Origin of the sequence: Solimonas marina (assembly GCF_012241385.1) — a bacterium.
GTDB classification, from domain to species: Bacteria; Pseudomonadota; Gammaproteobacteria; order Nevskiales; family Nevskiaceae; genus Solimonas; species Solimonas marina.
Window position 1 is genome coordinate 152,706 of the sequence record NZ_JAAVXB010000011.1, and the last position, 25,176, is coordinate 177,881.

The 25,176-nt window shown below is 65.3% G+C and carries 15 protein-coding genes; 4 read left to right on the forward strand and 11 right to left on the reverse strand.

The genetic code is table 11. The features are described 5' to 3' along the window. Positions 1–153 precede the first annotated feature (153 nt). From G7Y82_RS17400 to G7Y82_RS17415, 4 genes are all read left to right on the forward strand, one after another. Positions 154–3,186, forward strand: coding sequence for a beta-galactosidase (locus G7Y82_RS17400; protein ID WP_168149415.1), 3,033 nt, complete (start codon positions 154–156; stop codon positions 3,184–3,186). 112 nt (positions 3,187–3,298) lie between these two features. Beyond that, positions 3,299–4,405, forward strand: coding sequence for a beta-galactosidase BglB (gene bglB, locus G7Y82_RS17405; protein ID WP_206370802.1), 1,107 nt, complete (start codon positions 3,299–3,301; stop codon positions 4,403–4,405). 95 nt (positions 4,406–4,500) lie between these two features. Next, on the forward strand, positions 4,501–6,012 hold the full coding sequence (locus G7Y82_RS17410; protein WP_168149416.1) for an MFS transporter: 1,512 nt from the start codon (positions 4,501–4,503) through the stop codon (positions 6,010–6,012). Positions 6,013–6,082: 70 nt separating this feature from the next. Then, positions 6,083–6,778: a DUF6250 domain-containing protein gene (locus tag G7Y82_RS17415; protein ID WP_168149417.1), complete on the forward strand. Its 696-nt coding sequence runs from the start codon at positions 6,083–6,085 to the stop codon at positions 6,776–6,778. Between the two features lie 46 nt (positions 6,779–6,824). Here the strand turns inward: G7Y82_RS17415 and G7Y82_RS17420 are convergent, their stop codons facing one another. The 11 genes from G7Y82_RS17420 to G7Y82_RS17470 all read right to left on the reverse strand — a co-directional run. Further along, positions 6,825–8,027, reverse strand: coding sequence for an SGNH/GDSL hydrolase family protein (locus tag G7Y82_RS17420; protein WP_168149418.1), 1,203 nt, complete (start codon positions 8,025–8,027; stop codon positions 6,825–6,827). A 47-nt stretch (positions 8,028–8,074) separates the two neighbouring features. Continuing rightward, positions 8,075–9,046, reverse strand: coding sequence for an alpha/beta hydrolase (locus G7Y82_RS17425; protein WP_206370803.1), 972 nt, complete (start codon positions 9,044–9,046; stop codon positions 8,075–8,077). Continuing rightward, positions 9,043–11,793, reverse strand: coding sequence for an exo-rhamnogalacturonan lyase family protein (locus G7Y82_RS17430; protein WP_168149419.1), 2,751 nt, complete (start codon positions 11,791–11,793; stop codon positions 9,043–9,045). Before G7Y82_RS17430 ends, G7Y82_RS17425 begins: the two co-directional genes overlap by 4 nt. A 142-nt stretch (positions 11,794–11,935) precedes the next feature. Further along, entirely contained in the window at positions 11,936–14,605 is a 2,670-nt protein-coding gene (locus G7Y82_RS17435; protein ID WP_168149420.1) for a TonB-dependent receptor, read from the reverse strand. 350 nt (positions 14,606–14,955) lie between these two features. Further along, entirely contained in the window at positions 14,956–17,460 is a 2,505-nt protein-coding gene (locus G7Y82_RS17440) for a glycosyl hydrolase 115 family protein (RefSeq protein WP_168149421.1), read from the reverse strand. Positions 17,461–17,462: 2 nt separating this feature from the next. After that, on the reverse strand, positions 17,463–19,028 hold the full coding sequence (locus G7Y82_RS17445; RefSeq protein WP_240954382.1) for an alpha-N-arabinofuranosidase: 1,566 nt from the start codon (positions 19,026–19,028) through the stop codon (positions 17,463–17,465). 49 nt (positions 19,029–19,077) lie between these two features. Continuing rightward, the gene (locus G7Y82_RS17450) at positions 19,078–20,391 is read right to left on the reverse strand and encodes a rhamnogalacturonan acetylesterase (RefSeq protein WP_206370804.1); all 1,314 of its coding nucleotides are present in this window, start codon (positions 20,389–20,391) and stop codon (positions 19,078–19,080) included. Between the two features lie 2 nt (positions 20,392–20,393). Next, positions 20,394–21,725, reverse strand: a complete 1,332-nt coding sequence (locus G7Y82_RS17455; protein ID WP_168149423.1) for an oligogalacturonate lyase family protein — start codon at positions 21,723–21,725, stop codon at positions 20,394–20,396. A gap of 41 nt (positions 21,726–21,766) precedes the next feature. Then, positions 21,767–23,350, reverse strand: a complete 1,584-nt coding sequence (locus tag G7Y82_RS17460) for a rhamnogalacturonidase (protein WP_206370805.1) — start codon at positions 23,348–23,350, stop codon at positions 21,767–21,769. 628 nt (positions 23,351–23,978) lie between these two features. Then, the gene (gene kduD / locus G7Y82_RS17465) at positions 23,979–24,740 is read right to left on the reverse strand and encodes a 2-dehydro-3-deoxy-D-gluconate 5-dehydrogenase KduD (RefSeq protein WP_168149424.1); all 762 of its coding nucleotides are present in this window, start codon (positions 24,738–24,740) and stop codon (positions 23,979–23,981) included. A gap of 1 nt (position 24,741) precedes the next feature. Then, a partial coding sequence (locus G7Y82_RS17470; protein WP_168149425.1) for a 5-deoxy-glucuronate isomerase occupies positions 24,742–25,176 on the reverse strand: 435 nt, incomplete at its 5' end.

The following is a 25,176-nucleotide window of genomic DNA, read 5'->3' on the forward strand; positions in this document are numbered from 1 at the left end:
CACGGCCCGCTCGCCATCGACGCGAGCCGGCCGGCAACCGAGGCGATCCTTTAATACATGCGCTTTTTCTATCGATAGCGGCTATATCGACATTTGTCGTGATCGCGCTCGCTGCGCACCATAGGCACAGCGAATAAGAACGTCCCAGAGACCATGAGGAGATTCCACACCGCGACCGCGCTGCCGGCTGGCATCCGCGTCGCCGCACGCGCTGCCGTGATCGCCGCCCTGCTGGCTGGCGCGCCGCTCGCGTGTGCCGCCGCCGCAGGTGACGCCGACGCGGCCGTGCAATGGGACCGCCACTCGCTGCTGATCAACGGCCAGCGCCAGTTCATCTGGTCCGGCGAGATGCATCCGTTCCGCCTGCCGAGTCCGAGCCTGTGGCGCGACGTGCTCGAGAAGATGAAAGCCAGCGGCTACAACACCGTCTCGTTCTACTTTGGCTGGACCTATCACTCGCCGAAGCCGGGCGTCTACGACTTCAGCGGTGTGCGCGATCTCGACCGCCTGCTCGACATCGCACACGACGTCGGCCTCTACGTCATCGCCCGCCCGGGCCCGTACATGAACGCCGAGGTCACGCGCGGCGGCTTTCCGGGCTGGCTGAACCGCCAGCACGCCAAGGCACGCACCGACGATCCCGAATACCTCGCGGCCGCCGATCAGTGGATGTCGCAGATCAACGCCATCATCGCCCGCCACCAGATCGATCGCGGCGGCAGCGTGATCCTCTATCAGATCGAAAACGAGCTGGCACCGACCGCGCCGACGCAGCAGCGCTACATGCAGCACCTCGATGATCTGGCGCGCAAGCAGGGTATCACCGTACCGATCTTCCACAACGATCAGGGCCGCAACGGCCGCTGGGTGCCGCGCAGCAGCGACGTCGACGGTACCGTGCCCGGTCCAAACGATCTGTACGCGTTCGACGGCTACCCGGGCGGGCCCTGCGGCGCCGACGCGACGGTCGGCAAACCGAACCACGCACCGGACTGGGGCCTTTACAGCCCGGGCGGCGCGCGCGGCGGCGCCAGCGCCTCGCCGCAGACGCCCGGCTTTACGGCCGAATTCGGCGGCGGCTGGTTCGACTACTGGGGCAGCGTCGGCACCTACGGCTGCACCGCGCAGCGCCAGGGCAGTGGCTACGAGCGCGTCTTCTACGGCACCAACATCGTCAACGGACTGGCGATCGAAAACTTCTACATGACGTTCGGCGGCACGTCCTGGGGCTGGCTGCCGGCGCCGGTCGTCTACACGTCGTACGACTACGGCGCGGCGATCGACGAGGGCCGCCGTCTGCGACCGAAGGCGGCGACGATGAAGCTGCTCGGCGAATTCATCAGCAGCGTCAAGTCGCTGGCCTATCAGGTCAAGGCCGCGCCGATCGCCGCCTCGACGGCGGACGTGCGCCTGTATCACAACCTCAATCCCGACGACGGCACGCAGTTCATCTTCGCTCGCCACGAACCGTCGAACGCGACCGACGACGTCGCCTTCACGTTCCCGTTGTCGACGCCGGACGGCGACTACCACGTGCCGGCGCAGGGCACGCTGCGCCTCAACGGCCAGTACGCCAAGCTGCTGCTCGCCGACTATGACTTCGGCCATCAGCACCTCGTCTATTCGACCTCGCAACTGCAGACGCAGATGCCGTTCGCCGGCGGCGATCTGGCGCTGCTCTACGCGCCGCAGGGCGACGACGGCGAAACCGTGCTGCGCTACGCGCGGCGGCCGAAGGTCGAAGTGCTGGCCGGCAAGGCCGACGTGCATTACGACACCGCACGCGGCGATCTGCGCCTCGACTACCGGCACGACGGCCTGATCCGCATCCGTATCGACGGCGGCGGCCGGCCACCACTGACGTTGCTGCTCGCCGACGAGGCCGAAGCCGAGCGCTTCTGGCGCAGCAATGCCGGCGATCGCGCGGTGCTGACGCGTGGGCCGGCGCTGGTGCGCGCGGCGACGATCCGCGGCCGCACGCTGCAGCTGCGCGGCGACACGACGCAAGACAGTGCGCTCGAGGTCTGGGCGCCGCCGGGCGTGCAGCGCATCGAATGGAACGGCGGCAAGGTGCCGATGCACGTCGGCGTCGACAGCAGCCTCGTTGCGCGCCACGACCTGCCCGGGCCGGTCGCGCCGACATTGCCGGATCTGATGCGGCTGACCTGGCGCTATCACGCCGGCTCGCCGGAAGCGGCGCCCGATTTCGACGATCACGACTGGCGCCATGCCGATCTGACCGACACGGCAAGCACGACGCCGCCGCCGGCCGGCCAGCCGGTGCTGACGATGGCCGACTACGGCTTTCACAACGGCGACGTCTGGTATCGCGGCCGTTACCGCATCGACGGTACGACGTCGCCGGCGCGCATCGCCCTGCACTACGGCGGCGGCGGTGCCGGCCTGCTGCAGGCCTGGCTCGACGGGCATTACCTCGGCGAGCACGTGATCAGCACCGGCCTGCCACGACCGCCGACCACTGCCACCGCGCATTTCGCGATTCCGCAGGCACTGCGCGGCGACGGCCCGCATCTGCTGTCGGTGATGGTGCGCAACGACGCCGACAATTGGGATTTGTTCGCCGACGACGCACACAAGGAAGGCCGCGGCCTGATCGACGTGCACTTCGACGACGCCGACGGTCATGCCGTCGCGATCGCGCCGCAGTGGCGCATCCAGGGCACGCGCGGCGGCGAGGATCTGATCGACACCGCGCGCGGCCCGCTCAACAACGGCGGTCTCTACGGCGAACGCGTCGGCTGGCACCTGCCGGGTTTCCCCGATGGCGACTGGCGCGCGCTGCGCCTCGCCGACGCGCCGACCGACGCCGGTACCACCTGGCTGCGCACGCAGTTCAAGCTCAACGTACCGGCCGGCGAAGACGCCTCCCTGGCGCTGCGCATCGGCGACGCCGACACGCCGCGCAGTGGCGCGCACTATCGCGTCCTGATTTTTCTCAACGGCTGGATGATGGGCCAGTACATCGCCGACGTCGGTCCGCAGCACGACTTCGTGCTGCCGAACGGCATCCTCGATCCGCGTGGCGACAACACGCTGGCGCTCGCCGTGACCGGCGACGGGCGCACCAGCGATGTCATCGAACCGCTGCGCCTGATCGACCTGCAGACGGTACGCGGCGGTGTGCCACTGCAGCTCGTCGCCTCACCGCCTTACACATCGCCATGAACGCCAGCACTCCGACGACCCCGCCTCGCGGCATGCTGTGCGCCCGCCTTTTCATGCCCGTCGCCGCTGGCGTCAGGCTCCTTTTATCGACAACGTCACCGAGTATTTTTCGATGAGCATGCACAACGCGCCGTTCAAGCCGGCGGAAATCGTTTCGACCATCCACCGCCTGATCGACAACCTCGTCAACATCAAGGACGAGACCGGCGAATTCCTGCTCAAGCTCGACGACGGCCGCGTCATCGACACCAAGGGTTGGAACGATTGGGAGTGGACGCACGGCGTCGGCCTTTACGGCATGCTCAAGTTCTACCAGATGACCAACGACGCCAAGGCGCGCGACGTCATGCTCAGCTGGTTCCGCGACCGCTTCGCGACCGGCACGCCGACCAAGAACGTCAACACCATGGCGGCGTTCCTGACGCTGGCCTACCTCTACGAGGAAACCCGCGACCAGAGCTATCTGCCGTATCTCGATACCTGGGCCGAATGGGTCATGCGCGAGATGCCGCGCACCGAGGAAGACGGCCTGCAGCACATCGTCTTCAACGCCGACAACCATCAGCAGCTGTGGGACGACACGCTGATGATGAGCGTGCTACCGCTGGCCAAGATCGGCCTGCTGCTCGACCGCCCGGCCTACATCGAGGAAGCCAAGAAGCAGTTCCTGATCCACATCAAGTATCTCTACGATCGCAAGAGCGGCCTGTGGTTTCACGGCTGGACCTTCGACGGCCGCCACAACTTCGCCGAGGCGCTCTGGGCGCGCGGCAACAGCTGGATCACGATCGCGATTCCCGAATTCATCGAGCTGTTGAACCTGCAGCCGGGCGACGCCGTGCACGACATCCTGATCGACACGCTGCGCGCGCAGATCAAGGCACTGGCGCAGCATCAGGACGAGTCCGGTCTGTGGCACACGCTGATCGACGACCCGACGTCCTATCTCGAAGCGTCGGCCGCCGCCGGCTTCGCGTACGGCATCCTCAAATCGATCCGCAAGGGCTATGTCGGCCGTGAATACGAGCCGGTCGCGCGCAAGGCCGTGCAGGCGGTGATGGCCAACATCAGTGCCGACGGCGAGCTGCTGAACGTGTCGTTCGGCACCGCGATGGGCGACACCAAGCAGTTCTACAAGGACATCAAGCTGACGGCGATGCCCTACGGCCAGGCGATGGCGATGCTCGCGCTCGCCGAGTTCCTGCGTCACTACATCTGATCGTCCGCGTCGCGCGCCGCCGGATGCGGCGGCGCGCGGCATGACGGACCTGCGGGACCACGGCCGCCACGACGGCCGAAGAATACGGAGGAGTAATGACCAAGCGGACGGTGCGGCTGCGCAACTACCTGGCGTATGGCGCCAACGATTATCTCGGCGCCGGTGCGATGGCGGTCATCAGCACCTGGATTCTGTTTTTCTATACGACTTATTGCGGCCTGTCGCCGGGCGAGGCGACTCTGATCTTCGCGATCGCGCGCGTGCTCGACGCCATCACCAGCCCGCTGATCGGCCATCTGTCCGATAACTTCTACCGCAACCGCCTCGGTCGCCGCTTCGGCCGCCGACGCTTCTTCCTGCTGATTTCGATCCCGCTGTCGTTCAGCTTCTCGCTGATGTGGGTCGGCGGCCAGCACTTCCTCTACTACCTGTGCACCTACGTCTTCTTCGAAGTCGTCTACGCACTCGAGCTGATTCCGTACGAGACACTGGCCGCCGAGATGTCGGACGACTACAAGGTGCGCGCCAAGTTCGCCGGCTCGCGCATCCTGTTCGGGCAAAGCTCGGCGATCCTCGCGACCTTCCTGCCGGCGCTGCTCGAAATGTTCGGCTCCAAGGATTCCGCCGAAACCTTCTTCTGGCTGGGCCTGACGTTCGCGATCAGCTTCATGATCATCATCTCGCTGGTCTGGTCGTTCACCTGGGAACGCTCGCCGGAGGAGATCGATGCCCTGCACGACGCCACCGAGCGGCCGTCGGCCGTGGAAAGCTTCAAGCGCCTGTATCGCGATCTGTGGTCGACACTGCGCATCCGCGCGTTCCGCCTGCATCTGGGCATGTACCTCGGCGGCTACATCAGCCAGGACATCTTCAATGCGGTGTTCACCTACTTCGTGGTCTTCGCACTCGGCGGCGCAACACTGGGCAGCGCCATCGCCAGCACCTCCGGCCTGCTGACGCTGATGTACATCGCCCAGTTCATCTCGGTGATGACCTTCATTCCGCTGTGCCTGCGCTGGGCGCCGGCGCCGTCGTATCGCGTCGCGGTATCGCTGTACGTGCTGGCGCTGTTCGTGCTGCTCGGGCTGTATGTCATGCACCCGGCCAACCCGACGCCGTGGATCGTCGTCGTCGTGCTGATCGCCGGTCTCGGCCGCGGCGGCCTCAACTACATTCCGTGGAGCGTCTACAACTACATGGCCGACGTCGACGAGATCGTCACCGGCCGTCGCCGCGAGGGTACGTTCGCCGGCGTCATGACCTTCGTGCGCAAGACCGCGCAGGCGATCGCGGTGCTGGCGGTCGGCTACATCCTGCAGGCGTCCGGCTTCGTCTCCGGCAGCACCACGCAGAGCACGCCGGTGTTGCACACGATCGTCGCAATCATGATCGGCGGCACGCTGCTGGTGCTGGCGGTCGGCTTCCTGATCTCGCTGCGCTTCCGTCTCGACAAGAACACCCACGAAGTCTTGATGGGCGAGATCGCGCGCTTCAAGCGCACCGACGCCGCGCCGGTGCCGGCCGACCGTCGCGAGGTCGTCGAGGATCTCAGCGGCTGGCGCTACGAGCAGCTCTGGGGCCGCAACCCGGTCGGGCGTCACGACTGAGCCTCGTCATGACCTGCCCAGGGCCGGCATCACCGGCCCTGGGCATTGACGATTCACACAGGAACACACCATGAAGCTTCGCCCGCTGTTGACGCTGACACTGGCCGCCATCCCGCTGGTGGCCAGCGCCGGCGAGCGCGAAATCCATCGCGACGACTTTCGCGACGGCCTCAAGCAATGGGTCGTCGAAGCCGAAAAGCCCGGCACGATCACCGCGCGCGACGGCGTGCTCGACATCGACGTGCCACGGGGTTTGTCGCTGTGGTTCCGGCCCGAGCTGCACGGACCGATCAAGATTCGCTACGAGGCGACGATGGTCGCCGCCGGCGGCGCCAACGATCGCGTCAGCGACCTCAACTGCTTCTGGATGGCCACCGACCCGCGCTCGCCCGGCGACTTCTTCGCAACGCTGCGCTCCGGCAAGTTCGCCGACTATGACGCGCTGAAGACCTATTACGTGGGCCTTGGCGGCAACTACAACAAGACCACGCGCTTTCGCCGCTACATCGGCAAGCCGGGCGACCGGCCGATGCTGCCGAACAACGACCTGTCGTCCGACGACGTGCTGCTCAAACCGAACGTCACGCAGACCATCACGCTGATCGCCGACGGCCGTCACATCGCCTATTACCGCGACGGCAAGCCGTTGTTCAAGTACGACGATGCACAGCCATACACGCACGGCCACTTCGCGCTGCGCACGGTGTGGAGCCACATTCGCGTACGCAACTTCCGCGTCTACGCGTTGACGCCCGACGCCGACTGAAACCGCCGACACCGGGCGTCACCACGCTACGCCGACAGACCCCGGATCAATCTCGCAGCAGCTTCAGGTCGATGGCCGCGGCCATCGCCGCCATGCCGGCATCGTTCGGATGCAGATGATCGCCGGAATCGAATTGCGGGCGGATGCGCTTGGGCGCCGACGGGTCGCGCATCGCCTGATCGAAGTCGACGACACCATCGAACAGATCGGTTTTGCGAATCCAGGCATTGAGCTGCTGGCGCATGGTCTCGCCCTGCTCCGAGTAATACATCGCACCTTCGAACGGCATGATGGTGCCGGCGATGAAGCGAATGCCGCGCGCATGCGCGCGATCGACCAGTTGCCGGTAGGCACGCTCGACTTCGGGCACGGTGACTTCATCGAGCGGCAGATGCGCGCGGCCGTAGCGACCGAAGTCGTTGATCGCCAGCAGCGAGATCACGTGGCTGACGCCACTCTGGTCGAGCACGTCGGTATCGAAGCGCGTCAGGCCCGCCGGACCGGAGCCTTCGTTGAGCATGCGATTGCCGGCGATGCCTTCGTTGAGCACGCCGAGCGGCTGGCCCTTGGCGGCCAGCAATCGCGCCGCGAGCAGGTTTGGCCAACGCCGGTTCTGGTTGTCGCTCGAATGCATGCCGTCGGTGATCGAATCGCCGAACGCGACCACCGCCGACACCGCCTTCGGCGCCTCGACGTCGACCGACGCCAGGTAGTAGTAGGACATCCGTTGCAGCGGCGCGTCGAACGACGCGGCACCAACGGCATTGCCGCGCACTTCGTAGATCGCCTGGAACGCCCGGTTGTGCCAGGACACGGTGCCGATGTTCTGCGCCGGCAGGTACAGGCTCACCGACAGGTTGCTGTCGGCCGGCACGTCGAGCGCGACCGGATCGCTGTAGACATAGGCGCCCGGCGGAATCCGCACCGAGTCGGCGCCGTCGAAATGCAGGGTCTGCAACGTAGCGCCGGCAACCGCGCTGGCCTCGCCGCTGCGCGCCACGCTGGCGGCGCCGATCGTCAGCGGCACGCTGCCGTAGCGATTGCTGAAGCGCACGCGAATGCGATGCCCGCCGATCGACACATGCACCGGCTGGCGCAGCGTGATCTCGCTTTGCGGTCCGCCGGCCGAGCCGGTTTCGTACAGCGACGTCGACCAGGTGCCGACCCAGTGTGGCGCCGCCGCAGCGCAGGCCAGCGGTGCGGCGGCCAGCAACAGCAAGGCGACCAAGGGCCGCATGGGCTTGATCATCATCGTCTCCTCTGAGCATCGGCACCGGTCACGGCGCCGGTCTTCGTTCAACCCGTGAAGTGGTGCAGCCGGCTCCAGTCGAGCATCAGCTGCGGCCAGGCGCCGATCGGCGCGCCATTGGTGCGCAGGCCGAAGCCGTGGCCGCCCTTCTCGAAGATATGCATGGCCGCCGGCACGCGCTGATGGTGCAAGGCCAGGTACATCATCATCGAGTTGTCGACCGGCACGGCCGGGTCGTCGGTCGCCGCCAGCAGAAACGTCGGCGGCGCATCGGCCGGCACGTGCTGTTCGACCGACCATTCGGCGATCTGCGCAGCGGTCGGCGAACGGCCCAGCAGCTCGTTGCGCGAGCCCATGTGCGTGTAAGGCTCGGTCATGGTGATGACCGGATAGCCGAGCGCCGCCAGATCCGGCCGCGCCGACACCTGATCGGCCGCATCGACCGGCGCATAGGTCTTGCGCTCGAACACCGTCGCCAGACGACCGGCCAGGTGGCCGCCGGCCGAAAAGCCCATGACGCCGACGCGCTGCGGGTCGATGCCGTATTGCGTCGCACCCGAGCGGATCAGGCGCATTGCGCGCTGCGCGTCCTGCAGCGGCGCGTCCGGACCCGCGGCCCAACCGTCGGCGGGCAGCCGGTACAGCAGCACGAACACGGTGAACCCGCGCTCGTTGAACCAGCGCGCGATTTCATAGCCCTCCTTGCCGACCACCACGCGCTGGTAGCCGCCGCCGGGGATCATCAGCAGCGCCGCGCCATTCGGTTTGTCGGGACGGAACAGCGTCAGCGTCGGCGTGCGCACATGCAGCACGGCCGGGTCATGAACCGGGCTGTTCGGCGCGCGCTCGATGACTTTCTGCTCGACCGTGACGCCGGCGCTGCCGGGCACCTGGCCCGGCCACAACGGGAAGGTCTCGCCGGTATCCGGCGCCGGCACCACGGCCTGTGCCGCCTGCGCGGCCGGGATCGCCGCCAGCGCCATGCCGGCGCGCAACAGGGTACGGCGATCGATCATCATGCCGGCTCTCCGTTCGGCGGCAGCTCGCCACCGACCAGTGCCAGGCACTGCATCGCCGCCAGACCGAACTGGTTGGTCAGATTGGTCGACACGCCGGGGGCCTCGTCGACCGGCTTGATCACCGCCGGCGGCTCGACGCGCACGACCTCCAGCGGTCGCACCGGCTGGCCGTTCTTGGCGGCGTAGAACTCCTTCCACGCGCGCTGTGCCAACTCGGTGTCGTGGGTCCACCAGGCGGCGAATGCGGTCAGGCGCGAATGTCCCTGCTGCAGATTCAACGGCCCGACGACGTGGCCAAGCTCGGCCTTCTGCGCCTCGGCCGGCGCGTTGAACAGACGACAATACTGCAGCCAGGCCTTGGTGAAGTTCTCGTCGAGCCGCATCTCGACCAGCTCGGCGCAGATCTCGACCAGACCGAACACGGCACTCAGGTGCGATTCGATCGGCGGCTTGTCGTGGACGATGTCGTAGGCGCCGGTGTCGAGGTTCATCGGCGCGGCGCCGGTGAAGAAGCCGTACGGCTGCGCGGCGATGGTGCGCATGCTCGCCAGCAGGCGGTCACGGATCTTGGGGTCACCGGTGCGTTCCCATTCGGTCAGCCAGGCCGCCGACACGGCGCCCCAGTCGGTGCCGAAGTTGACGTTCGGATGGTCGGCACCGACCGGCGTCGCGGTGAAGACGCCACTTTCGACCTTGCGGCCCGGCTGGATGCGGCGCAGCGTGCGCACCGCCTCGACCTGCTCGCGCATCAGATCGCCGACCCGCTCGTCGGCCGTCAGGTAGTAGTAGAAACGCCGGTTGGCGGCAGTGCTGATGCGCATCTGCTTGGCGCTGCAGCCCCAGTGCACGACGTTGTGGCGCGAGCCCAGCGGCGCGAACGGCCCGACGTGATGGACGTCGACCTCGCCGGTATGACGCGTCATCGCCTCGGCGAAGCGGAACACGTCGGCACGACCGGTGCGCAGGTAGTAGTACCAGAGCCACAGATCGGTCGATAGCTCGGAGTTGTCCCAGGCAAAGCCGCCGACGTCGTAGCGCCAGGTATGGCGATCCTCGTCGTAGGTGTGCATGACATCGCCGAAATTCCAGTAGCCGTACCAGCGACGCTCGTCGACCTGCTTGCGGTAGAAATCGAAGTTCGCGGCCAGCCGCGTCTCGATCACGTCGCGCGATGCCGTCGTGCGATCCGGTACCGAGAACAGACGGCCGAACACGCCGCAGCCGACCAGATGTTCCGGCGCGGCGGCCAGCAGCGGCGGCTCCTGCATGATGTTGCCGAGTTCGACGAAGCGCTCGCGCGTCGGCGTCGCCGGCAGCGTCCAGATCGTCATCTCGCTGGTGCGCGCCACGCCGATCGGCCGCGAGAAGCCCGGCTCGTAATCCTCGTAGGTGATCTGCAGCGCTTCGAGCTGTTCGGCATAGGTCTTCTCGCCCATGTCGTCGTGATAGAAGCGCATGTCCATCGGCATCGCATCCGGCGACCACAGCCACATGGTCACCTGCGCTTCGTCGCCGGTCGCGCCACGCACGTCGAGTTGCGCCGGATAGCTCTGCCAGAAATTGCGAATGCCGAACGCGGCACCACCCTTCGGCGTGCCGACATAGGCCATGCCCGACGCACGATGACCGTGGTCGGATTCGAGCCAGACATAGCCGGCTTTGGTGCGCTTGCGCACCTCGAAGGCGTCGCAGCTGGTCTGCCGCAGCGACCAGTCACCGAACGCCGGCACGTACTGCAGACGCTTGCTGACCGCATCGGGAAACGTCGACAGCGGCGGCACCGCGCGGCCGTCGATCTGCGCCTGGCGTACCGCCTCGCCGGGATCGCGGCGCAGGCCGGTCAGACCGCGCACCGCTTCGGCGAACACACCACCGCCCTCGCCGCCATAGCGAACGTGGCGATCATAGAGTTCGCCCTGCATTGCCACGTCGAAACGCAGGCCCAGACCGCGGATAAAGTCCTTGTTCTCGTCGCCGTCATAAACGATGGTATGCATGACGCGCACCGCATCGGAACCGGCATAGAAGTACAGGCGGATCACGAATGGCAGCCAGCTGCGCGAACCGTCGTCCTGACGATGCTGGCCATTGATGCGCACGACCGCACGCACCGGGCCGCTCTGCTCGACCGTCACCTCATCGATCTGACCGGTGAACGCGGCGAAGGTCGTCGCGCGCTCCGGATCGATCTCCATATGACTCTGCGTCTGGCAGACCAGATGGCCGCCGCGCACGATCGGCTGGCCGTCGCGCTCGATGGACTCGATCAACATCGAACCCTTGCGCGCGATCTTGCAGCGGATCACGCCGGTGTCGACGGTGATGCGGTCGCCGGACGTCTTCGCCGATACCACCTGCTTGCCCTTGGCGGGGCGACCGGTCTTGAGCTTGAGCTGCTCGACCTTGCCGGCATCGGCGCCGATCGCGTGCGCACTCCATTTCAGGGTGCCGTCCGGCCACACCGCCAGCGGCCAGCTCTGCACCGGCACCGTCTGGCCATCCGCTGCCGCCACCGTGAAGTCGGTGCCGCGCGCATGCATGCCCTGCGGCCACGACACGCCCCAGGTCGTGCCGATGGTCGCGGTCGGCGCCCCGCCGTCCAGCCAGTGCAGCGCGACATCGCGCGGCTTGTACTTGTCCTTGGGCTGCGCCGCGAAGGCCTCAGTGCCGATCGCCGGCATCGCCAGCATCGACGCGGCGATTGCCGAGCCTTTCACGAAATCGCGACGGTTCAGGGGAGGGGCCATCAGATCAATCTCCTTGTTATTCGGTCGCGGCGCGCTGACGGCGTTGTCGCGGGTCGCGATGGGCCGGAATCGGGGGTCCGGCGAAACGCCAAACCCGCGGCCGTTGGCGGCCGCGGGTTGGCGCTTGCACAGCGTTACTGCATCAGAACTTCACCCGCACACCGGCGCTGTAGCGGCTGCCGTCGGTCTCGACGTAGTTGCGGCGATACTTGCTGCTCGAATTCTCGAAGCGTAGCGAGTTGGTCAGGTTCATCGCATTGGCGTAGATGTTGACGCCCTTGACGATTTCGTAGCTGACCGAGCCGTCGAGCTGACCGTAGGCTTCCTGGAACTCCGGCAGGTTGCCGCGACCGACTGTGGTCTTCAGGAACTTGTCGCGCCAGTTGTAGGCCAGGCGCACGCTCAGACCGTGGTCTTCGTAGTAACCGGTGATGTTGTAGCTCGACTTCGACAAGCCTTCGAACGGCAGGTTCTTGCCGGTGATCGGGCTGATATTCGGCGTGCCGCTGTCCTTGGCGTAGGTGTAGTTGGCGATGAAGCCGAAGCCGTCGAGGAAGCTGGCGCCAAGGGCCTCGGCCAGATCGAGCTGACCACCGACTTCGATGCCCTTGATCTTGACCCCAGCGCCGTTGTTTTCCGGCTCCGAAATCGAGAACACCGTGTCGCCGTAGTTCGGCAGCGTCTCGTTGACGTTGACCGTCTGGATGAACGACGACACGTCTTCATAGAACACGCCGAACGACGCGTACGACAGCGAAGCCGGGTACCACTCGAACGACATGTCGTACTGCGTGGCGCTGTATGGCTTGAGATCGGTATTGCCACGCGTGGCCGTGCTGGTGTCGGTGTCGACCGACAGCGTCGGCGCTTCCTGGTACGGCTCCGGACGCGCCATCAGCTTCGCGGCCGAGGTCTTCAACATCAGCGTGTGCGGAATGAAGGTCATGACCAGACCGCCGCTCGGCAGGTACTTGGTGTAGCCGCCGTCCGACGAGGTCGGCGTGCCGGTCGAGGTGTTGTAGCCCGACGAATTGACGTCGGTATCGACGACACGCACACCGACATTGCCGCGAATCGGGAAGTAGGTGTCGAAGTCGTAGTTCGCCTTCAGGTAGCCGGCCGTCGTCAGCTCGTTGATCTCCCAGACGTTGGCGGTAGTCACCGTCTGCGCCGCATCGTTGCCGCCGATGGCGTCGACGAAGTCCTGATTGAAGCGGTACCAGTTCGGCGTCGTGAAACCGACACCCTTGGTCTTGAAGAAGCGCTGCGGGCTCAGACGGCCGTAGCTCGCCACCGAGTCCTGAATGGTTGCCAGCACGTCCGGATCGTTACGGCCATCCAGCGACACCGAGCTCTTGTTGGCGTTGCTGGAGACGTGATAGCGGCTGTACTCGATACCCCATTCCAGCGACGACACCGTCACTGGCCCCATGCTCTTTTCGAGGATGTAGTCGACGTCGCTCTTGGCCGTGAACTGGTACTGACGGAACTCACGCGGCGTGATCGACACACCGGCGTAGTTGTAGCTGGTCGGGTCGAGGATGTCGGTATCGTGGAAATCGAAATTCGGTGCCCGATACTTGTTGTTCATGTCGACGGTGATCTCCGGGGTATTGAAGATCGCCGCGTACGGACCGGTCGAAACCTGATCGTACGACATCGCCGAGTAGTTGACACGGTTCTTGATGCTCCACGGACCATGTTCCCAGTTACCGCCGATCGCCGTGGAATAGATGTGGTTGCGGAACGTATCGATCAGCGAGCGATCGTAGATCGGCACGCCGTTGGCCGCCGCCGTATTGCTGGAATCGATCAGATCACTGCGCATGTCGTAATGCGAGACCGTCTCGTTATCGCCGAAATACTGAAGCGAGCTGGTGTCGATGGCCGGCGCGATCGTATTGATCTGCAGGAACTGGTCGTCCTTGTCGTAATCGCGCTGCGTATACATGCCTTCGAGATAAAACTCGAGGTCATGGGTCGGCTTCCACTGCGCGATGCCGTTGAACGCGAGGCGCTTGTTGTTCTCGCGGACAATCACGTCACGCGGGATATACGGCACGAAGTCGTCGGTCCCGCTGCCGTTGTAGTCGTCGGGCTGAATCCAGCCGGTGCTGCGAAACTGGTGCGAGTTCGCCTGCTTCTTTTCGTAGACGACACCACCCAGCAGACCGAAGGTATTGTTGAGCCAGCTGTGGCCGACGAACGCCGACAAACGCGGCACGTAGTCATTGGTCAGATTGCTGTGTGTGCCTTCCGCCGACGCCGCATAGAAATCCTTGCCGCCGCCGTCGAGCGGCTTGCGCGAGATGATGCGCACGACGCCGCCGAGGCCGCCCTCGGTCATGTCCGCGGTCTGCGACTTGACGACCTCGACGCGCGAGACGAACTCCGAAGGAAAGTCGCGGGTATCGACCTCACGGCCACCATTGACGTTGGTCGACAGTGCTGTCGATCCGTTGAACTCGACACGCACCAGCGACGAAGTGATGCCGCGCACATTGATCGTCGAGCCTTCGCCGTTCTCACGCGAAATGGTGACGCCGGTCACGCGCTGCAGGGCTTCGCCGACGTTCTTGTCCGGCAGCTTGCCGATGTCTTCGGCCGAGATACCGTCGAGCACCTGATCGGAATCGCGCTTGGCCTTCAGCGCATCCTCGAGGCTGGCGCGCACGCCGGTCACGACGATTTCGGAAATACCCGCGCTGGACGCATCGCTGGCACTGTCATCGGACGACGTCGACGATTTCTGCGTCTTGGCGGTGACGGTGCTGGACTGCTGCTGGGTGGTGGACGAGGAATCATCGCCCATCGTCTGCGCGTGGGCGGGCAGCGAGCTGCCCAGGGCAATCGCCGAAACAATTGCAGACAATTCGAAAAAAGACGGACGTGCAGATGCACGTCGACCTGACGGCAGTCTCGTCATGACTCCTCCGTTGTTTGTGTTGATTTATGCAGCGGAGGATTTCACATCGATCGATCGACTACTAATGTAAAAATAGGAGTCATCGATTTTGCTTATGCATCGATCATGGCTCGCGGCCGATGCTGCGCCGCAATTCGATCGCCGCTTTCCTACGCAAAATGCACTGCTGTCGGCGTTTCGCGACATCCCGCCGACAGGCGCCATGGTATCGCGCCTCAACGCGAAAACCGCGTTTTTCAGCGAACCCGCAGTTCGATTCGATCAATGGCGATGCTCGGATCGCGCGAAGACAGGGTGATTTTGTGCGCATCGGCCGACAGCTCCGGCAGCTGCACATCGACCGGCAGGCGCATCGCCAGCACCGCTTGCGCCCAACGCCGGCTGCCGATCCGACGGCGGACGTCCAGTTCCTGCAGGGGCAAGCCGTCGACCGCCACCGTCAGTTGCAAGCCGTCATGCCCCGGTAGCGGAAAAGTCGGAATCAGATCGACGCGCAAGGTCCAGGCCGAGGCCTGCGGCAAGTCGACGCGATAGCGCAGTTGTGGCGCGCGGGCCGGTACTTCACGCGTCAGCGGCAGCAGGCTCATCGCGCCACGCCCATGGCCAAGCCCTTCGATCAGCCGCCAGCCGACCGCCTCGGCGTCCACACGCGTCGCGTAGTGTTCGGCCTCGACAACGATCCCGTGCTCCCCGCTCGGCGCTGCCGACGGCCTTGCGCAAGCGACATCGCCCGCCAACGATGGCGACGGCAGCCGCAACGGCGCCAGACGAAATCGTGCCCACTGTCCGTCGGCCGGTTCGACCGCCATCAGGTGACGCCATTTGCCGCCGGCGATCTGTTTGTTGTAGCGCCGCGTCAGCGCCTTGATCTCGTCATCGGCCGCCAGCGCCCGGGCCGCCGCACACCGGGCCGCTGACGGATCGGTAGCGACGTCACGCTGATAGCGCTCGTTATCGAAATAGCGCCGATTGGCCGCCGCCGCGGCACGCAGCGGATATCCGACCAGTTCGAAGAAAGCGTCGCGCTGCGCGGGCGGTACCCTGGCCTGCACCGCATCGAGTTGCGAGATCAGCGCGTCGAACGCCGCCAAACGCCGGGCGACGTGCTGCGGCGTCCAGCCGCTGGGCTTCGGCAGCGAACCGGGCAGCCACCACTGCAGATGCTCGGGCTTGCGCACGCCATTGAGACGAAAGTGCGTATCGAGCAACGCCGCGATCGCGTCGGCCTGCGACGGCCCGAAGGTCTGCCGCGACCAGTCGCGCAGAAAGCGTGGCTGCGCGTCCGGCCCGTAGTGTCGCGGATTCCAGGCCATCGCCAGAAAGAACGAGATGCCGATCTCGGAGGGTTTGATGTCGCCGACGTTGGCCACCCACAGACGGCGGTCGTCGCTCGCGTCGGCCTTGCGCAGCTCGTTCCAGATCAGCGCCGGCGGCGTCGTGCCCAGCCACAGATACGAAAGCGGCGCGCCGAGATACGACAAGTGGTAATAGAGTCCCGAACCGCCGCTGCGGCGCCGCTCGGCGGCATCCGGCAGTTCGCGCAGATAACCGAAGTTGTCGTCGGGCCAGACGATGGTCACGTCGTCCGGCACCTTCAGGCCATGGCGATAGACGTCGAGCACTTCCTTGTACGGCGTGAAGACCTGCGGCACCTGCGCCGGGTCAGGATCGATGTCGCGCGCCAGCAACCGGCGTTGATCGGCGAAGATGCTTTCGAGCAGCGCGCGCTGCTCGTCCATCGAGCCGCCGCCCTGCATCGCCGAATCGTGTACGCCGCGCATGCCGATCGTGTAAATGCTCTCGTGACCGGCACTCTCGGCAACGCGCTGGCGCCAGTAGCGCAAGACGCCGCCGCGGTTGTGGCGGTAGTCGAAATCCGCCGGCAGCGCCGTCCATTCACCGACGTTGTCGCGCAGCATCGGCTCGGCATGCGACGAGCCGATCACGATCGCGTAATCGTCGGCCAGCTTCGGCAACGCCGGGTTCGCGTAAAACGGGCGGCTGACCGCGTGCATCGCCGGCCACAGCAGATTGGCCTTGAGCCGCAACAACAACTCGAAGACGCGGCGATAGGTCTTCGGTCCGATGCCGCCGGCTTCGGGCTCGTAGGTTTGAGCCGCCCACGGGTGCAGTCCCCAGTCCTCGTCGTTGATGAAGATGCCGCGGTAGCGCACGACCGGCGCGTCGGCGATCGCCGTGCCGGCGCGAACGTACAGCGCTGCGTGATGCTGCGGCGGCACGTCGGCCCACCAGGTCCACGGCGAGACGCCGATCGCCCGCGACAGCGTATAGACGCCGTAGGCCGTGCCGCGGCGGTCGCTGCCGACGATCACCAGCGCGCGCGCGATACCCTGCAACGGCGCCGCGACGTCGACGATCCGATAGCCCTCCCAACGACCGCGTAGCGCCTGCACGTCGAGACGGCCGGCGGCGACCAGTGCGTCGACCGGCCGGCTGTGGCCGAGCGTACCGACGATGACCACCGTGCCGGCCTGCGTCGGCGCGCGATCGACGATCGTCGGACGTGCACCGCTGACGGCGCCGATGTCGCCGGCAAGATCGGCGGCCGCATGGACGACGACAGCAGCGTCGGCCGGATCGCGCACGATCGTCGCGGCGTGGCCACCGACCGCCAGCGTCAAGGCCTGGGGCTGCGGCGTGACCTCGACCCAGGCGGCGTGCGCCGCCGGCGACAGCAGCAGCGCCAGCGCCGCGAACCCGCCGAGCCGCCGCCCCTTCACCGCTAACGCAGTTCGAGCACGACGACCGACTTCGCCGGCAGCTGCACGCTCAAGGATTGTCCTTTCAGCGCCGCACCGTCGAACGCCACCGGGTGCACCTGATCGGGCGCGTCGAAGGTGTTGTGCGCATCCATCTGCGGCGCCGTCAGCACCCGGCCGCTGACCTGCGTGGCATGCGAACCGCTCAGCGTCGTGGCGATGCGGATGCTGCGCTTCGGATCGAGATTGACCAGCGACAGATGCACGCGGCCTTGCGCATCGATCGACGCCGAGGCGCTGACCGCCGGGATATCGACATCGCCATAGTGATAGTCGGGCGTGTCGAGCCGGATCGGCAGCGCGTGCGCGTCCTGGTGCACTTTGTACATTTCGAACACCCAGTAGGTCGGCGTGCGCAGCATCTTCGGCCCGTCGGTGAGCACCATCGCCTGCAGGACATTGACCATCTGCGCGATATTGGCCATGCGCACGCGGTCGCCATGGGCCTGGAACAGATTGAGATTGACGCCGGCGACGATCGCGTCGCGCAGGCTGTTCTGCTGGTAGAGGAAGGCCGGGTTGGTGCCCGGCTCCGGGTCGTACCAGGTGCCCCATTCGTCGACCGCAAAGTCGACGCGCTTGTCCGGGTCGTAGCGGTCCATGATGGCGATGTGCCGGTCGAGCATCGTCTTCATCTTCAGCGTGTTCTTCAGCGTCGACGCCCATTGATCCTCGCCGAAGCCGGTGGCGGCGCCCTTGCCGTGCCAGCGCCCGTTCGGAATGCTGTAGTAGTGCAGCGAGATGCCGTCCATCAGCTTGCCAGCCTCGCGCATCAAGACCTCGGTCCAGTCGTAGTTGCTGGAGTTGGCGCCGCTCGCGTAGCGCTTGGCGTGCTTGTCGGCAAGGCGAATGAAACTGCTGTAGCGACGATACAGGTCCGCGTAGTACTCGGGCCGCATCTCGCCGCCGCAGCCCCAGCTCTCGTTACCGACGCCGATGTACGCCACCTTCCACGGCCGATCGCGACCGTTCTTGCGCCGTTCGTTGGCCAGCGTCGACTGCGAATCGGACGTCATGTATTCGATCCAGTCGCGCGCTTCCTGCGGCGTGCCACTGCCGACGTTGACGCTGACATAGGCCTGCGTGCCGAGCTGTTCGACCAGATCCATGAACTCGTGCGTACCGAAGGCATTGCGCTCGGTGACGCCGCCCCAGTTGCTGTTGACACGCACCGGACGCTGATCGCGCGGGCCGATGCCGTCGCGCCAGTGATACTCGTCGGCGAAGCAGCCGCCCGGCCAGCGCAGCACCGGAATCTGCAGCTGACGTAGCGCCGCGACGACGTCCTTGCGAATGCCGCGCACGTTCGGAATCGTCGAGTGCTCGCCAACCCAGAGGCCGCCGTAGATGCCGTGGCCGAGGTGCTCGGCGAACTGGCCGTAGATATTGCGGTTGATCACCCATTGCGGCTCGTCGACACGAACCGACAGCGTGGCCCGCTCGGCGGCGGCCACAGGCGCCACAACCACGCACAGCACTGCAACGAGCGCCGCAATGACGCCCCGTCCATCAACGCGAACCATCTTCATCTCCCTTCCCTTCGCTGCCCTGTGACACGCCGACGGCGCCGCAGACGTATCAATTGCCGCGTGGTTTGATGTCGCTGTGCGCCAGCGACGCCGGCACGTCGAATGCACCCGGATCGTCCGGCTGCGCCGGATCGAAATGACCTGCGTCATCGGCGATGAACTGCGCCAGTGGCAACTTCGCGCGACGAATCCCTTCGACGATGCAGCGCGCCAGCTCGTAGGCGCCGTAGTTGTCGTTGTGCGTGTGATCGGCGCCATGTTCGGCGAATGCCAGCGGCGCGCGTTCAGGCCCGAGCGCCTCGTACAAGGTCGTGCTCATCGCGGTTAGATCGATCAGCGCAATGCCTTCCTCGCGCGCCACGGCACGCGCCGCGTCCGGATAGCCTTCGAGCGTGTTGACGATGTGGCCACGCGCATCGAAGTTGCGGCGCTGCGGCGACGTCACCAGCACCGGAATCGCACCGCGCCGCTTGGCCTCCTCAATGTAGACCCGCAGATACGCGCGGTAGGTCGTCGCCGCGTCGACATAGGTCTGCGGCCACTGCTTTTTCTGGTCGTTGTGCGCAAACTGGATGAACAGATAGTCGCCGGCATGCAGCGTCTCGAGAATCTTTGCCAGGCGCAGTTCGCTCAGGAATGACTTGAGCGTCTCACCGGATTCGGCGTGATTGGCGATCGCCACCTGCGGCGCGAAGAAGCGCGGCAGCATCTGCCCCCAGGACGCGGTCGGCTCCCAGCGATGATCGGTGACGGTCGAATCGCCAGCCAGATAGACGGTCGGCACCTCGACCGGTTCGATGGTCAAGGCCGCCAGCTTCGGTGCCGGACCCGAGAATTCCAGCGTCAACTTGTCGTCCCAAGTATAGGAGCCGACTTCGCGATCGTTGGTGCGCACCGCCGAACCGCCCGGTGCGTTGGCCGGCGGCGGCGTCAGCGCGCGGCGGCGCACATTGACGATGAAGCTGCGCGTGACGCGTGCACCACGTGACGTCGTCACCGCTTCCAGCATCAGCCGTCGCGATTCGGCCTTGACCGTCGTCTCCGACGTACCCTGCGGGTCGCCGAGTGTCACCGTCACGCGGTAGTTGCCCTCCGGCACCGACGCCGAAAACAGAAACGGCCGCGCCGCGGTGACGAAGTCGCCATCGAGCGCCGAGCCGCCGCGATGCTCCAGATGTGCTGTGGCGCCCGGTTCGAATCCATAACCGCGCGACGCGTCGTAGAACGTCGCCGCACCCACTGCGGTATAGCCGGGCGCGGCAGGGCCGTCACCGAAGTCGAATTTCCATTGCACTGCGGTCTGTGCCCTCGCCGTCGTCGCGCCGAGCAGCAAGATCGTCGCCAGCCAGGCCCGCAGCATCATGGTCATTCCTGCCCCGGCTTGGCCTTGGCGATCTCGACGGCATAGACCTGCTTCGGCCCATACATGTTGGAGCGGAAGATGATCCACTTGCCGTCCGGCGAGAAGTGAACATTGGGTTCGAGGCGATAGTCGTGCTTGCTCAGATTGACGAGCTTCTCGGCCTTGAAATACCCCGGCGTGATCAGCGACGCCGAATCGGGCGCGTGAATGCCGGCGACATCCGGAATCGCCTGCGGATGGAACAGGTACAGCCACTTGCCGTCCGGTGCATGCGCGACCATCTGCGCATCACCGCCGTCGCCGGCGAACAGCTTGCCGTCGCGCGAGACGTTGTAGTGCACCGACCATTCGTTGCGCTGCAGGTGATACCAGGTGCGATGGCCGGTGGCGATCTCATAGCCGGCCAGCCAGAAATCCTCGCCGCGCGGCGTCTGCAGGTCATACCAGATGGTCTTTCCATCCGGGCTGAAGAATTCGTGTCCGGCAATCTCCATGTTCATGGTGCGCGCATGAATCTTCTTCATGTCGCTGCCGTCGGTGTGGATCGTCCAGATGCGATCGACCTTGTGCCACGGGCCTTCGTGGCAATACATCAGCAGGGTCGGATCGGTGGGCGAAAACTGTACGTGATTGAGCCAGTCGGTCGACTGCGTGACGACGTGACGTTTACCGGTGGCGATATCGAGCGTGAAGATCTCCATCGGAATCTTCGCTTCGAGACGCTGATCGAGTCGCACTTCCTTGGCCTCGGCGAACGGCAAAGGTTTGCCGTCCGGCCCCAGCGCCGAATAGTCGGCCTGCTCGTAGCGCTTGGCATAGTTCGACGTCGTGTGCTTGGGCTGCAGCGTGTAATCGCGCGTCGCGTAGACGCCGGCCAGCAAGGTCTCGTCGGCATTGATCGACATGATCTCGCCGCGCTCGACGCGCACGACGCGATGCGTCTTGCCGCTGTCGACGTCGACCGCCCAGACCTCGTAAGGCTGGCCATGCTCGTGCTTGCCGGGCACGTAGTAGACCTGCCGTGTCTTGCGCCCGGCAAACAGGACATTGACGTCGCCGCTGAGAATCTTGTGCAGCTTGCGCGTCTTCAGATCGACGCTGGCGATGCCGGTCGGCGTGGTGATGATCAGCTTGTCGCCCTGCGGCGTGTAGCCGTTGATGTTGAAGTACAGGCTGGCACTGCCCGGTTCGTCGGACAGACGCACGATGCGATGTCCGGTCGATGGATCGATCCACTCGCGGGGCGCTTCGGCCCAGGCGGCACTACTGGTCGCCAGCAGAATCAGCAAGCCGATGCGCAGCAGGGTCCGGAGGTTCGGCAGTCGAATGTTCATGGGAAGCCGCAAGTCAGAAAGTGGAGAAAATGGGCTAGCGCTCAGGACGCATGGGCCGGCTCGATGCGCGCATGACGCACCGAAGTGAAATGCAAGGCCGCATGGCCGGCGCTGTCACGCAGCGAGAAATCGCGGACGTGCTCGAGCAGCGCGAACAGCCCGCCGCCGCCATTGGCTGACACATCCGCAAGGGACAGATTGGCGACGTCATCGAATTGCAGCGCCGTACGTGCATCCGGTCGCACGGCGTCGATGACGACATCGTCGAGATGCAGGCCGCGCACATGGCGTGCATAAAGGCCTTGCGCCGGACTGATGCCGAACATGCTCGGCTCCGGATAGGCGCCGGCGTGTTCGGGCGGAGCCTGCGCCGACGCCGCGCCGATGCCGCCGCGATGTGTGATGCGGATATGACTGAGGCTGACGTCCTCGACCGGATGTCCCGGCAGGCCGGCGATGGTCGCCGCGTAACGCGGATCGACGTCGTCGGCAACGATATTGCTGAGCACGACGTGACGCAGACTCGCGATCGGCGTGCCATCGGGTCCGCGGCCGCGATTGCCCAGGCGAATGAAGATCGGCGCCGTCGTCACGTCGTGCATCACCAGATTGCTGGCGACGACGTTGTCGATCGTGCCGCCGTCGACCGTCTCGATCGCCAGGCCGCGCGAATGTGTGAACGTCGAGTCGCTGATGATGATGTTGCGAAAGCCACCGTTCGATTCGGTGCCGAGCTTGATGCGCCCGGTCGGCCCGTCCTGATCCGGCGCCAGCTTCTGCGTCGTTGCGCGCGTGCCATCGAGCAGGGTGCCGAGATCGTAGCCGCTGACGTGGCAGCCGCGGATCGTCACGTTTTCGCTGGTCCTCGCCATGCCGAGCGCGTAGGAGCTTTTGACGACGATGGCATCGTCGTTCGGTGTATTGACCCAGCTGTTCAGCACCTGCACATCGCGCACGCTGTCGAGGTCGATGCCGTCGCGATCGGTGTCGATGCGCAGGTTCTCGATCGTCAACTGCTCGACACCGGTCGCCAGCAGTGCAAAGTGGCCGGCCTTGTAGATCGTCAGGTCGCGCACGCTCACGTTGCGGCTGTTCTTCAGTGCGATGGCCTTGTTGCCGCGGCCGCGCATCGCCGCCAGATCCGGTTCAAGCCGGGCGACCTGCTCGGCCGACATGCCCTGCATGCTCAGCGGCAGATGGCCGCGCTGCGCCGTCCAGCGCGCCGGTGGACTCTCGCGCGTCAACCCCAGGCCGTCGATACGACCCGGCCCGCTGATCGTCACGTCCTCGACGCCATCACCCCAGATCAGGCTGTTGTGCCAGTGACTGTGTCCAAAGTCCTGATAGAGATCGAAGGGGTTCGGCTCCGGATCGTCGTACCGGCCGTGATCGCGCTGCGAGTCCGCCGCAATCAGCACCGCACCGGGCGCGAAGCGCAAGGCGACGTGGCTGTGCAGCCGAATCGAAAAACTCAGATAGCGCCCGGCCGGCAGCAGCACGACACCGCCGCCCCGCTTCGCCGCGGCGTCGATCGCGCGCTGGATGGCCGGGCTGTCGACCGCAACCCCATTGCCACGCGCGCCAAAGTCACGGATGTCGAAATCCGGCATTTTCGCAGAGACCATCAAGGGCAGCGTCGCAAGCGCCGCCAGGCTCAGTGAACGCCATCCGCGACAAAACCTCGGGCTCTCCACAAAAAAAGACGGCGCCCCTAATCGTCGAGGGCGCCGGATGAGGAGAACCGGGAATCGCGGGGCAAATCGCGCCCAGCGCTTTGCAGCAATGTTCTTGAACCCTGGACTGGATCGCAGCCCGGCAACGGACAATATCGACGAGAGTACGGGCGAACGGCGCAGCACTTCGGCAACGTCCACAGCCAGCGAATGACACGACGCTGCTGTCTGCCGGGCGGCATCCATTCGAACGAACTCTCCTCTTGCTTTCGTACCGTCGCCCTCTTGTTCGAGGGTCGCGCATCGACGCTGCCATTCCACCGCGAGGCCGACGTCGAAAGCATAAGCGCAGACTTTCAGTTCCGATAATTTGTGTTTTCTATATTTCGATAGCGTTCTTGCATGCGAATCGTGTTTTGCACGCCGATGAATGCATATATGTAGCAGGATCGCGTTTCGCTATGGCGCGGTCGCATTTCCTCATGCATCGTCGCCCGACAATTCCGCCGATGAACCCACAAAAAAGGCGACCGGCTCAACGCCGGTCGCCTTCTTCGACACTGCGATGCGATGCGGCGGCTCAGCGTCCGAGCCACCCGCCATCCACCGCGATGGTCGTGCCGTGCACATAGTCGGAAGCCGGCGACGCAAGAAACACGGCCGCCCCGCCGATATCGCTCGGCACCCCCCAGCGACCGGCCGGAATGCGGCCGAGAATCTCGCGCGAGCGGGTCTCGTCGGCGCGCAGTGCGTCGGTGTTGTTGGTCGCCAGATAACCGGGCGCGATGGCGTTCACGGCAATGCCCTTGGCTGCCCATTCGTTGGCCAGCGTACGCGTCATGCCGGCCATACCGCTCTTGCTGGCGGTATACGACGGCACGCGAATGCCGCCCTGGAACGACAGCAGCGAGGCAATGTTGATGATCTTGCCGCTGTGGCCGTCGGCCAGCAGCTGCCGCGCCATTGCCTGACACAGGAAGAACACCGTCTTCAGATTGGTGTCCATCACCGCGTCCCAGTCTTCTTCGGTGAAGTCGATGGAATCGGCGCGGCGGATGATGCCGGCATTGTTGACGAGAATGTCGACGCGACCCGCTGCCTGCCTGGCCTGGGCAATGACCTCGCCCGCGACCTTGGCCTGCGACAGATCGGCCTTCAGCGGATAGCAGCGCCGCCCGAGCGCTTCGATCTGCGCCTGGGTCTCGTCCATGCTGCTGCGGCCGACGGCAACGACGTCGGCACCGGCCTGCGCCAGCGCAACGGCGATGCCCTGACCGATCCCGGTGTTGGCACCGGTGACGATCGCGACCTTGCCGCTCAGATTGAAAAGATCGGTCGCCATGTCACTTCAACTGGCAGATGTCGAGCTGGTTCATGTCGGTGTAGTCGAGATTCTCGCCCCCCATGGCCCAGATGAAGGTATAGCTCTTGGTGCCGGAGCCCATGTGGATCGACCACGGCGGCGAGATCACCGCCTCGTCGTTCTGCATGATGATGTGGCGTGCCGAATCCGGCTCGCCCATGAAGTGGAAGACGCGGTCGTCTTCGCCGAGACCGAAGTAGAAGTACACCTCTGAGCGACGGTCATGCAGATGCGGCGGCATCGTGTTCCAGACACTGCCGGTCTTCAGCGTCGTCAGGCCCAGCAGCAGCTGGCAGCTCTTGCAGGTGGTCGGCACGATGTACTGATAGATGGTGCGCGGTACGGTCGGGACACATAGGTAACAGGATAGTCGCCAGACATGGGTAACAGTCTGACGATAACGGAGCGCTTTGAC